This window comes from Lapillicoccus sp. (genome assembly GCF_025353065.1).
Classification (GTDB): Bacteria; Actinomycetota; Actinomycetes; order Actinomycetales; family Dermatophilaceae; genus Lapillicoccus.
Window position 1 is genome coordinate 1 of record NZ_JANXRJ010000215.1, and the last position, 11,080, is coordinate 11,080.

10 protein-coding genes and 2 pseudogenes are annotated in these 11,080 nt (G+C 72.6%); 6 read left to right on the forward strand and 6 right to left on the reverse strand.

All coding sequences use genetic code 11. From position 1 onward, the window contains the following. Nucleotides 1–1,139, forward strand: a pseudogene (locus Q0R63_RS16305) (hypothetical protein); the annotation flags it as partial. Between the two features lie 160 nt (nucleotides 1,140–1,299). Here the strand turns inward: Q0R63_RS16305 and Q0R63_RS16310 are convergent. Continuing rightward, nucleotides 1,300–1,977, reverse strand: a complete 678-nt coding sequence (locus Q0R63_RS16310) for a Crp/Fnr family transcriptional regulator (protein WP_295699537.1) — start codon at nucleotides 1,975–1,977, stop codon at nucleotides 1,300–1,302. A 111-nt stretch (nucleotides 1,978–2,088) separates the two neighbouring features. Here Q0R63_RS16310 and nth point away from each other — a divergent pair, with 111 nt between their 5' ends. Genes nth through Q0R63_RS16325 form a run of 3 tightly spaced genes read left to right on the forward strand, consistent with a single transcriptional unit; the run spans nucleotide 2,089 to nucleotide 4,798 of the window. Continuing rightward, complete coding sequence (nth, locus tag Q0R63_RS16315; protein WP_295699539.1) at nucleotides 2,089–2,865, forward strand: endonuclease III; 777 nt, start codon at nucleotides 2,089–2,091, stop codon at nucleotides 2,863–2,865. Nucleotides 2,866–2,870: 5 nt separating this feature from the next. Next, on the forward strand, nucleotides 2,871–3,593 hold the full coding sequence (locus Q0R63_RS16320; protein WP_295699554.1) for a CoA pyrophosphatase: 723 nt from the start codon (nucleotides 2,871–2,873) through the stop codon (nucleotides 3,591–3,593). Then, complete coding sequence (locus Q0R63_RS16325; RefSeq protein WP_295699542.1) at nucleotides 3,590–4,798, forward strand: MarP family serine protease; 1,209 nt, start codon at nucleotides 3,590–3,592, stop codon at nucleotides 4,796–4,798. Before Q0R63_RS16320 ends, Q0R63_RS16325 begins: the two co-directional genes overlap by 4 nt. A 122-nt stretch (nucleotides 4,799–4,920) precedes the next feature. Here the strand turns inward: Q0R63_RS16325 and Q0R63_RS16330 are convergent, their stop codons facing one another. The 4 genes from Q0R63_RS16330 to nhaA all read right to left on the reverse strand — a co-directional run bounded on the left by Q0R63_RS16330 (nucleotide 4,921) and on the right by nhaA (nucleotide 8,768). Further along, on the reverse strand, nucleotides 4,921–5,829 hold the full coding sequence (locus tag Q0R63_RS16330; protein ID WP_295699544.1) for a serine hydrolase: 909 nt from the start codon (nucleotides 5,827–5,829) through the stop codon (nucleotides 4,921–4,923). Then, a complete protein-coding gene (locus Q0R63_RS16335) occupies nucleotides 5,826–6,749 on the reverse strand; it encodes an alpha/beta hydrolase (protein ID WP_295699546.1) in 924 nt (307 codons plus the stop codon). The genes Q0R63_RS16330 and Q0R63_RS16335 overlap by 4 nt, the downstream gene beginning before the upstream one ends. A 70-nt stretch (nucleotides 6,750–6,819) precedes the next feature. Then, nucleotides 6,820–7,347, reverse strand: coding sequence for a phage holin family protein (locus Q0R63_RS16340; RefSeq protein ID WP_295699548.1), 528 nt, complete (start codon nucleotides 7,345–7,347; stop codon nucleotides 6,820–6,822). Nucleotides 7,348–7,415: 68 nt separating this feature from the next. After that, complete coding sequence (nhaA, locus tag Q0R63_RS16345; RefSeq protein WP_295699549.1) at nucleotides 7,416–8,768, reverse strand: Na+/H+ antiporter NhaA; 1,353 nt, start codon at nucleotides 8,766–8,768, stop codon at nucleotides 7,416–7,418. A gap of 106 nt (nucleotides 8,769–8,874) precedes the next feature. Here nhaA and Q0R63_RS16350 point away from each other — a divergent pair, with 106 nt between their 5' ends. Next, nucleotides 8,875–9,888, forward strand: coding sequence for a pirin family protein (locus Q0R63_RS16350; RefSeq protein WP_295699551.1), 1,014 nt, complete (start codon nucleotides 8,875–8,877; stop codon nucleotides 9,886–9,888). A gap of 39 nt (nucleotides 9,889–9,927) precedes the next feature. On the opposite strand, the gene Q0R63_RS16355 is transcribed toward Q0R63_RS16350, so the two are convergent. Then, nucleotides 9,928–10,605 (reverse strand): alpha/beta hydrolase, encoded by a 678-nt coding sequence (locus Q0R63_RS16355; RefSeq protein ID WP_295699552.1) that lies wholly within the window; start codon nucleotides 10,603–10,605, stop codon nucleotides 9,928–9,930. Nucleotides 10,606–10,843: 238 nt separating this feature from the next. On the opposite strand from Q0R63_RS16355, the pseudogene Q0R63_RS16360 reads away from it, so the two are divergent. Then, nucleotides 10,844–11,080 (forward strand): annotated as a pseudogene (locus Q0R63_RS16360) (hypothetical protein); the annotation flags it as partial.

Sequence of the window (11,080 nt, forward strand, 5' to 3'; positions counted from 1 at the left end):
GTGCGCTCGCCGACCTCGCCGACATCGAGTCGCTTGAGCAGCCGCTCGCCGAGTCGTCTGCCGGGGGCTCGCTCGACGACGTCGACGTGGACGCCCTGGAGCGGCAGCTGCCGCAACAGACCGTGCGTGACCTGAAGGCCCTGCGCGACCTGCAGCGCGAGCTGGAGCGGCAGGGCTACATCCAGTCCGGTGACAAGGGGATCACGCTGACCCCGAAGGCGTTGCGGCGCCTCGGGGAGACGGCGTTGAAGCGGATCTTCGCCCACCTCGACGCCGACGGTGCGGGCAGCCACAACGACCCGCGGTCGGGCGCCGCCGAGGAGCGGACAGGCGCCTTCCTCCCGTGGGAGTTCGGCGACGAGCGGCCGATCGACGCGGTGCGGACGGTGCAGAACGCGGTCCTGCGCACCTCGGCGGGCACTGCGTCCGACAGGTCGGTGGCCAGGGCTACCACCGCGCCGGACGCAACGGGAGGCACGCGGCATACGGGACGAGGGCGGGGGATCCGGCTCGAAGTGGACGACTTCGAGGTCGCCGAGGTGACCCGCCGCACCGGCGCCGCCGTCGCGCTCTGCGTCGACCTGTCGTTCTCGATGATCCAGGAGGATCGCTGGGGGCCGATGAAGCAGACGGCGCTGGCGCTGGCCCACCTCATCTCCAGCCGCTACCGGCAGGACGCGCTGCAGATCATCGGCTTCGACCGGCTGGCCCGGCCGCTGACGGCGATGCAGCTCGCCGAGGTCGAGCCGGAGTGGATCCAGGGCACCAACCTCCACCACGCCCTGATGCTCGCGGGGCGGCACCTGAGACGGCATCCGGAGGCCGAACCCGTCGTCCTCGTCGTCACGGACGGCGAGCCCACGGCCCACCTCGAGTCCGACGGGTCGCCGACGTTCCAGTGGCCGACGACCCCGGCGACGGTGCGCGCGACGGTCGGTGAGGTCGACGCGTTGACCCGCTACGGCGTCGCGCTCAACTTCTTCCTCCTCGGCGACGACCCGGGCCTGGCCCGCTTCGTCGACTCGGTCGCGCGGCGCAACGGCGGCCGGGTCTTCACCCCGGAGGTGGGCCAGCTCGGCGAGTTCGTCGTCGCCGACTACCTCCGGGCGCGCAGCGGCCGACGGTCCCGCTCCGCCTGACCCCCCGCGGTTTTACCTCGCCCGGTCGCCGAGGTACGACCGCGCTCCCTGGGCCGCGGTTATACCTCCGCCCTCCGCGAGGTAAAACCGCGCGGAGGTAGAACCGCGCTCCCTGGGCCGCGCTTATACCTCTACCGTTCGCGGAGGTAAAACCGCGGGGTCAGCGGGCGCGACGCTGCAGGCGCTCGACGTCGAGCAGCAGGACCGCGCGCGCCTCGAGGCGGAGCCAGCCGCGGCTCGCGAAGTCGGCCAGCGCCTTGTTGACCGTCTCGCGGGAGGCGCCGACGAGCTGGGCGAGCTCCTCCTGGGTGAGGTCGTGGCTCACCATGATGCCCTCCTCGACCGGCCTGCCGAAGCGGTTGGCGAGGTCGAGCAAGGCCTTGGCGACGCGTCCCGGGACGTCGGTGAAGACGAGGTCGGCGAGGTGCTCGTTGGTCCGCCGCAGCCGCTGGGCGAGGGCCGCGAGCAGCGCCTTGGACACCTCGGGGCGCCCGGACAGCAGGCCGGTGAGCGACTCGTTGCCGAGGCCCATCAGCTGCGTCTCCGCGACGGCGGTCGCGGTCATCGTGCGCGGGCCGGGGTCGAAGAGGCTCAGCTCGCCGAACATCTCGCCCGGGCCGAGGATCGCGACGAGGTTCTCGCGGCCGTCCGGGCTGGTGCGGCCGAGCTTCACCTTGCCCTCGCCGATGACGTAGAGCGTGTCGCCGGGGTCCCCCTCGCGGAAGAGCACGTCGCCGCGCTCCATCCGGGTCGTCCCCATCCCGGCGAGCAGCGCCTCCCCGGCTTCGTCATCGAGTGCGGCAAACAGCGGCGCGCGCCGCACGACTTCGTGATCCACGAGGCACAGTGTGTCATGCGACACGCCGCGACCCCAGTCGAGTGCCTGCCGTGGACCGCGACAGCCGCCCGCCTTGAGGTGGTGGTCAGACCGCGCACGTAGGCTGCTCCCGTGCCTGCCGTCACGACCGAGTCCCCCGTCGCGCTGACCCGACGTGCCCGCAAGACCTACCGGGTCCTCCACGAGCGCTACCCCTACGCCCACTGCGAGCTCGACTTCCAGGACCCCCTCCAGCTCCTCGTGGCCACCGTGCTGTCCGCCCAGACGACCGACGTCCGGGTCAACCTGGTCACCCCGACCCTCTTCGCGAAGTACCCCACGGCCGCGGACTACGCCGGCGCAGACCGGACCGAGATGGAGACCCTGATCCAGTCCACCGGCTTCTACCGCGCCAAGACCGACGCCCTGATGAAGCTCGGCGCCGCGGTCGTCGAGCGCTTCGACGGCCAGGTGCCCGGCCGCCTGAGCGACCTCGTCACGCTCCCCGGGGTCGGCCGCAAGACCGCCAACGTCGTGCTCGGCAACGCCTTCGGCATCCCCGGTATCACGGTCGACACGCACGTCGGCCGGCTGGCGCGTCGCCTCGGCTGGACCACCGAGCTCGACCCGGTCAAGGTCGAGCAGGCCATCGGGGCACTCATCCCCAAGAAGGAGTGGACGATGCTCAGCCACGTCCTCATCTTCCACGGCCGGCGCACCTGTCACGCCAAGAAACCTGCGTGCGGCGCCTGCCCGGTGACCTCGTGGTGCCCGAGCTACGGCGAGGGCGAGACCGATCCCGACCGGGCGGCGAAGCTGCTGAAGTACGAGCTCGCTCCCGGCCACGAGGCCCAGCTCGCGGCCCTGGTGGCCGCCGGGCCCGCGGCCCACGGAGCCGTCCCCGCGTGAGCCGTATGCCGTCCCTGGCCGGTCCGGGGCAGACCCTCACCCCGCGCGCCGCGCCGGGGTCGCCCGACGACCGCGCCCCCCGCCCGGACTACCTCGACACGATGATGAAGGCCGCCGCCGAGGTCGACCCATCATGGTTCAGCCGCTTTCTGCCCCCCGAGGACGAGACGACGCGCCAGTCGGCCGTCCTGCTCCTCTTCGGGCCGGACGCCGAGGGGGAGGTCTCCATCCTCCTCACCGAGCGCAGCCACACGATGCGCTCGCACGCCGGGCAGATCTCCCTCCCGGGGGGCCGCGCCGACCCCGGTGACGCCGACGTCGCCGCGACCGCCCTGCGGGAGGCCTTCGAGGAGGTCAACCTCGACCCGGCGGGCGTCGAGGTCCTCGGCACGCTCCCCTCGCTCTTCCTGCCCCCGAGCGACAATGTGGTCACCACCGTCGTCGGGTGGTGGCGCGAGCCGGGACCGGTCTCGGTCGGTGACCCGGCGGAGGTCGCGACGGTGATCCTCGCGCCGGTGGACTTCCTCACCGACCCGGCCCGGCGGCATACGGTCACCCACCCGTCGGGCTTCCGCGGTCCGGCCGTCGACCTCGGGCCCGACCTCCTGCTCTGGGGGTTCACCGCCGGCGTCGTCTACAAGGCCCTCGAGCTCGCGGGCCTCGACCGCCCCTGGGACACCTCCGTCACCCGGCCGCTCCCCGCCCGGTTCCTGCGGGGTCGGCCGTGAGCGGCGGCACGATCCTCGACATCGTCCTCGGCCTGGTCCTGCTCGGCTACGCCGTCAACGGCTACCGGCAGGGCCTCATGGTCAGTGCCCTGTCCCTGTTCGGTTTCCTCGGAGCCGGCGCCCTCGCGCTCGGCCTGCTGCCGACCCTGCTCCAGCGCTGGCAGTGGCTGCAGGATCGCGAGGTCGTGCGCATCGTCGTCCTCGTCTTCGGGGTCTTCCTCGTCGCCTCCCTCGGTCAGGGCCTGATGGTCCGGCTGGGCAACCGGGTGCGGTCCCGGGTCCGGGCGAGGTCGCTGCGCACCGTCGACGCGCTGCTCGGCGCGGTCGCGGTCGCTGCTTCCGTCGCCGTGCTGCTGTGGTTCATCGCCGCCTCGGTGCGGCCGGCCGCCCCGGCTCCGCTCGCGCGGGCGATCGGCGAGTCCCAGCTGCTGCGCACGATCGACCGGGTCGTCCCGCCGGAGACGGGGCGCCTCTTCGCCGGCTTCCGGACGATGCTCGACCGCAACGGCTTCCCCCGGGTCTTCGACGGGTTGTCACCGGAGCCGATCACCCCGGTCCAGCCTCCCGACGGCAGCGCCCCGGCCTCGGCCGCGGTGACGGCGGCGTCGGGCTCGATGGTCAAGATCGTCGGCGTGGCGCAGGCCTGCAACCGCGGCCAGGAGGGCAGCGGCTGGGTCATCGCACCCGGTCGGGTGGTGACCAACGCCCACGTCGTCGCCGGGATGCAGACCCCGACGGTCAGGGTCCAGGGCGTCGGTCGGGTCTACGACACGACCGTCGTCGTCTTCGACCCCCAGCGCGACCTCGCCGTGCTGGAGGTGCCCGGGCTGCAGGCGCCGGCGCTCACGCTCGGGACCCCACTGGCCGCCAACGACCCCGCTGTCGTCGCGGGCTTCCCGCTCGACGGTCCCTACCGCCTCGACTTCGCGCGGGTCCGCCGCGTCATCGACGCGACGGGGTCCGACATCTACGGCCAGCCCGGCATCGACCGCGAGATCTACTCGCTCTACGCCCGCGTGGAGCCCGGCAACAGCGGCGGACCCCTGCTCTCGACGTCGGGCAAGGTCGTCGGCATCGTCTTCGCCAAGTCGCTCGACGACGACTCCACCGGCTACGCCCTGACCCTGACCGAGGCCAAGCCCGTGCTCAACGTCGCCGCGTCGGCCTCCCGGCCCGTGACGACGGGAGCCTGCTCCGCCGGCTGAGGTCTGCCCCAGGCCCCAGGCCCCAGGCCCCAGCCCGTCTCAGCCCCCACGTGTTGCGGTGAGATCCGCGAATCAGGGTTCAGGGGTGGCCAATTCGCGGATCTCTCCGCAACACGTGGGGGTCAGGCGGCATCCCCGGCATCCCCGGCATCGATGCGGTGGCGGACCCACACCCCGATCTCGCGCATCGCCGCGAGGACGGTCGCCGTCCGGTCGCCGAGGTCGGGGTCCCAGGTGGCGAGCACCGCATAGCCGTATGCCGGGGGCACGCCGGCTTCGCTCGGCTCCGCGCCACGTGGCCCTGCGCCCGGCCCCACGCTGCCGCCCGATGCCACTCCGGCGACCCACCCGATGTCCGCGCGCACGCCGCCGCTGGTGCCGGTCTTGTTCCACAGCTCATAGGGCGGCTGGTCGTCGATCCGGTGGGCGAGGGGGTCGAGGTCGAAGGCGGACGCGACCATCGACAGGTCGGTATTGCCGGACAGCCAGCCGCGCACCCGCGCGCCGTGCGCCGCGGTCGTGGCGACGCGGCATACCAGGTCGCTCAGCTCGTCGGCGCGACCGCGGGACAGCGTCGGCGGGTGCGTCGGCAGCCGCTGGTCGCGGACCTCGTCGAGCAGCCGGGTGTCGACGAGGCCGAGGGCCACCCGCTGCCGGTCGACGGCGTCGAGCCCGACGTGGCGCAGCAGCACGTTGGTCGCGAGGTTGTCGCTGACCGCCCCGATCAGGGCGGCGACATCACCGAGCGGGAGCGTCGGTGTCGCGAGGGTGTGCCAGATGCCCGAGTCGCCGACCGGGTCGTCGCCGCGTGGGAGCAGGACGGCCGGGTCGAGCTCTCCGGTGTCGAGCAGCCGGGCCGTCTCGAGGAGCAGGATGATCTTGCCGATACTGGCCGTGCGCAGGACGCGGGCGGGATCGACCTGCCAGAGCACCCGGCCGCTCGTGTCACGGACGCAGGCCGACCAGACCAGCCCGTCGGCGACCGGCAGCACCGGCTCGCCGGCCGGGCCCCTTCCCACCGCGGCGGTCACCGGCCCGCGAGGTGGAGGTCGTCGAGCCAGTCGACGATCGTCGTGCTCACCCGCTCGGGAGACTCCTCGGGCAGGAAGTGCCCCGCGCCCTCGATGCTGACGTGGTCGTAGCGCCCGGAGGTGTAGCGCCTCGAGCCCGCGCAGGCGTCGGCGACCACGCAGCCGTCCTCGGTCCCCTGCAGGTGCAGCACGGGCTGCGCGATCTGGCCCCTGATGCGCCGGTTGAACAGTGGACCGTCCTGCCGGAGCTGGCTGCGACCGAGCCACCGGTAGTACTCCGCGGCCGAGTGCGCGACGAAGGGCAGGGACATCGAGTCGGCGTAGCGATGCGCGTCCTCGTCGCTGGGGAAGTCGCCGTAGGGCGAGGCCCAGGCCCGCATCAGCTCAGCGACGTAGTGCTCGTCACGGGCCATCCTCCGCTCGGGGACGAAGGGTCGCTGGAGCCCGAGGAGGTAGCGGCTGGCGCGGCGCTGACGGGCGTCGCGGTAGGAAGCCCTTCGCATCACGCGCGGGTGCGGCATCGACAGGGAGCCGATCGCGCGGGCCGTGCCGGGCTGGAGCGTGGGCATGCACCACGCGACGAAACCGCCGAGCCCGTGGCCCAGGACGACGGCCTGTTCCTCACCGAGGGCCCGGATGACCTTGGTCGCGTCCGCCGTCGCCGTGTAGGTGTCGTAGCCGCGGGGCGGCTTGTCGGACGCGCCGTAGCCGCGCAGGTCCATCGCCGCGGCGCGGTAGCCCGCCTCGGCGAGGGCGAGCATCTGGTGCCGCCACGCGTACCAGAACTGCGGGAAGCCGTGCATGAGCAGCACGAGCGGCCCCTCGCCGATCTCGGCGACGTGGAAGCGGCAGCCGTTGGCCGAGATGAAGCGGTGCTCCCACGGGCCGGGGATCAGGACGGAGGCGGCGTCGGGTGGCATGGGGGTGGGCGGTCGTCTCGGGTCGGGGACGGACGAAGCGGGTCCGTCCCGAGGGCACGAGTCGGACGCCTCAGGAGTCCTGTGATCGGGACGCGCCGGCCACCTGGGACCCGCTGGCCGCCCGGGGCAGCGCGACCTGGCTCTTGGACGCCGGAACCGCCTTGGCGTGCACGCTTCCCGACTCCCGCGCGCTCTTGAGCGTCGACAGCGTCTCCTCGACGCCGGCGATCGCCCGAGTCGGCTTGGGGTTGACCTTCTTCAGCGCCTTCTGCCCGACGTAGGCGAGGATCCCGGCGAGGACGACCAGGACTCCGCCGACGATGAGGAACGCGGCCCAGGCCGGAAGGCCCGCGGCGTAGAGACCCCAGGCGCCTGCCGTGAAGAGCAGGCCGATGGCGTAGAGCACCAGCACACCGGCAACGACCAACAGCGGAACACCCTGCTTGACGTGGACGAGCGAGCCCTGGATCTCGAGCTTGGCGAGCTCGATCTCCTTGGAGATGATCGTGGAGATGTCCTCGCTGGCCTGAGCCACGAGCTGAGAGAGCGTCCGCTCCTTGCCGACGCGGGTGTCACCATCTGGGGGTACGAGAGGCACAGGGCCCTCCTTCCTGCGCCGGTGACGCGGTGTTCGGAGCCCACGGGGCCGGGTGGCGGTGGGGGCGGTCAGTCGGAGCCTAACGAAGAGCGCCGCTGAACGTAGATATCCGGTACCCCGTCGCCGTCGTCGTCACTCGTCTCGCGCTCTTCGACGAGGCGGTAGTGACGGTTGCGGATGCGCAGGGCCACCGCGGCCAGCAGGGCTGCGAAGGTCGACCCGACGAGCACCGCGAGCCGGACGTGGTCGTCGCGTGGGGAGCCCTCGCCGAAGGCCAGCTCGCCGATGAGCAGCGAGACGGTGAAGCCGACGCCGGCCAGCAGGGAGAGGCCGGCGATGTCGCTCCACGCGAGGTCCTCGTCGAGCTCGGCCCGGGTGAACCGGGCGAAGAGGTAGGTCCCGCCGAAGATCCCGAGGGCCTTGCCGAGCACGAGACCGACGACCACGCCGATGGCCGCCGCGTCGCGCACGGAGTCGCCGAGGCCGCCGCCCACGAAGCGCACGCCGGCGGCGAAGAAGGCGAAGATCGGCACCGCGACCCCGGCCGACCAGGGCCGCAGCGCGTGCTCGATCCGTTCGGCGAGGGTGTGGTAGCTCGCGTCCTCCTCGCGCTCCTTGCTCACGGGCACGAGCAGCCCGAGGAGCACGCCGGCGACGGTGGCGTGGACGCCGGAGGCGTGGACGAGGTACCAGGCGACCAGGGCCGGGACCGCCAGCAGCAGCGGGTGGTGAATGCCGAATCGGAGCATCAGGGCGAAGCCGGCCAACGGGACGACAGCGAGGCCGAGCATCAGGAGGTCGACGCCGTTGGAGTAGAAGATCGCGATGATCGTGATGGCGATCAGGTCGTCGACGACGGCGAGCGTGAGCAGGAACGAGCGCAGCGACGACGGCAGGTGGGTGTTGATGACGGCGAGCACGGCGAGCGCGAAGGCGATGTCGGTCGCGGTCGGGATGGCCCAGCCGCGCAGCGCGTCGCCCTGGGGACCGACCACGAGGACGGCCGCGGCATACAGGAGGGCGGGGACGGCGACACCGCAGGCCGCTGCGGCGATGGGCAGCGCCGCCTTGGCCCGGTCGGAGAGGTCTCCGGCGACGAACTCGCGCTTGAGCTCGACGCCGGCGACGAGAAAGAAGACGGCGAGCAGACCGTCGGAGGCCCACTGGGCGAGGGTGAGGTTGAGGTGCAGGGCGAGCGGCCCGACGCGGAGCTGGCTCAGCGACTCGTATGCCGCGTGCCACGGCGTGTTGGCCCACACCAGGGCGAGGACGGCGGCGCCGAGCAGCAGTGCGCCACCGACGGTCTCGGCCCGCAGTGCGGTCGCGACGTAGCGCGCCTCGGGCCAGGTGCCGCGACCGAGCAGCCTGCGAGCCAGCGGTGCATCGTCATCGACGGGGGAGGTGGTGGGCCGGTCGGTCACGGCGCAGCCTTTCGAGGACGGGCCGAACGGGTCGGCGGGGGGACTGCCGACCAGACTTCCCGGCACACCGTGTTCGACGTCATCGTATCGGGCTAGCGTTGCCGCCATGAGCAGCACGGAGACCGATGTCTACCGGGACGCGCCCGACGACCCGCAGGTCTGCGGACGGGAGCTGCTCGTGCTCCAGGCGATCCACGCGCGGATCAGCCCGCGCAGCGAAGTCCTGCGGATCCTGCCGCACCGGCAGCGGCGGATGGTGGGGGCCTGGTGCTTCGTCGACCTCTTCGGGCCGCGGGAGGTCGAGGACGGGGGCGCGATGCACGTCGCGCCCCACCCGCACACCGGGCTGCAGACAGTGAGCTGGCTGGTGTCGGGCACCGTGCGCCATCGTGACTCGATCGGGTCGACGGCCGACGTCGTGCCCGGCCGGGTGGCCGTGATGACGGCCGGTGCAGGGATCGCGCACTCCGAGGACGTGGTGATGTCGGAGCCGGTCGATGGTGGACCGCGCTCTGGGACAACGCTGCCCGGCGACCGGCTGCTGCACGGCGCCCAGCTGTGGGTGGCGCTGCCGGAGGCGGCGCGGCACGGGGCGCGCGGCTTCGTCCTCCACGAGCCGGCGCCGTTCGTCGAGGTCGGCGGGGTCCGCGCGCAGGTCTTCAGCGGGCGCCTCGCCGGGACTCTCGGCCCGGAGCAGGCGGTCACGCCACTCGTCGGCGCCGAGCTCACGCCGAGCGAATCCGGTTCGGCAGCAACGGCGTTGCCGCTCGACGCGGCATACGAGCACCTGCTCGTGCCGCTTGCCGGCTCGGTGACCGTGGACGGCACCACGGCGGGCGCCGGGCAGGGGCTGTTCCTCGGCACGGACCGCCTCGAGGTCGCCGTCGAGCTGTCGCCGGACGCACGGGTGCTGCTGCTCGGCGGGGCGCCGTTCGAGGAGGAGATCGTCATGTGGTGGAACTTCGTCGCCCGCACCCACGACGAGATCGAGCAGGCTCGGGCGCAGTGGAATGCCGGTGGTGACCCGCGCTTCGGCGAGGTCGACTACCCCTCGTCGGAGCGGCTCGACGCGCCACCGATGCCGAACGTCCGGCTCAGGCCGCGGGGCCGGGTGCGGTGAACAGGGTTGGTACTGGCGGGTGCTGGCGTCCGACGCAGGTCAGGCCAGGTCGAGGAGGATCCGCGCGAGCTCGGCCGGCTGGGACCACATCGGCCAGTGGCCGGTGTCGAGCTCGACGAGCCGCCAGTGCGGGGAGGTCAGCAGCGCCGTGACGTCGGCGGTCGGCTCGGCGCCGTCCTCGAGGCTTGCGACGTAGGTCGTCGGGAGGGTCGCGAGATCTCCGTCGAGGTGAGCGGCGTCGGTGAGCGTCGCGCCCGGATGGGGCTTGGACCAGTCCTCGAAGAAGTGGATCTGCTCGTGCGTGAGGTCCTGGCCCTCGAAGTCGTCGTGGCCGATGGGGGGCCAGAGGTCACCATTGGCGGCGACGTGGGCGGCCAGCTCCTCGGAGGCGAAGGCCACACCGTCGGCGGGCACGTCGGCGTCGACGTAGACCACCTCCTTCAGCCGGTCGCGCACGATCAGGGCGGCCTGTCCCACGGGGATCCCGCCGTAGCCGTGGCCCACGAGCACGACGTCGCGCAGGTCGCCGCGCTCGATGAGCCCGACGATGTCGTCGACGTGCGACCGGAGGCTGACGCCGGTCTCGTCGGACCGGTTGCCGAGGCCGCCGAGGGTCACCGGGCGCACGTCGTGACCGGCGTCCAGCAGCACGGACGAGACGCGCTCCCAGGCGAATCCGCCCAGCCAGGCGCCGGGCACGAGCACGTAGGTCGTCATGGGAACGACCCTACCCAGCCGCAGCGAGCGCCGGCCGAGGCGGCCAGCAGCCGACCCGCCACTGGACCGCTCCAACGTTACGACGACCGTTGGTCCATGGCGGTCGAGCGGCCACGCATACGGGGTATGCCGCCGGGTGACCAACGGTCGTCGTTACGCGCCAGTAGCTCGATGGGGAGCGGGAACTGCCCTGTGGACGACCGCGGAACGACCCCTGGCAGCCATCAGGCTGGCCGACATGAGTCCTGCTGCCGTCCTGAGCCTCCCGCTCCCCCTCAGCATGCCCCTGGTCTCGCACCTCGAACGCCTGGGAGGGTTCGCGTCCTGGACCCAGCTCGTCTCGCTCACCTCGCGCCGAGAGCTCGACGATGCCCTCGCCCAGGAGCAGATCGTCAAGCTGCACCGCGGCCGCTACGCCCTCACCACGGCCCGTCAGGCGCAGCAGGCCGCTCACCGGGTGACCGGTGTCGTGGTG

Excerpts from the sequence above, each read along its gene's own strand:
- Q0R63_RS16355 (WP_295699552.1), bottom strand. The coding sequence starts at position 10,605 with ATGACGACCTACGTGCTCGTGCCCGGCGCCTGGCTGGGCGGATTCGCC.
- Q0R63_RS16350 (WP_295699551.1), top strand. The coding sequence starts at position 8,875 with ATGAGCAGCACGGAGACCGATGTCTACCGGGACGCGCCCGACGACCCG.
- Q0R63_RS16335 (WP_295699546.1), bottom strand. The coding sequence starts at position 6,749 with ATGCCACCCGACGCCGCCTCCGTCCTGATCCCCGGCCCGTGGGAGCAC.
- Q0R63_RS16320 (WP_295699554.1), top strand. The coding sequence starts at position 2,871 with ATGCCGTCCCTGGCCGGTCCGGGGCAGACCCTCACCCCGCGCGCCGCG.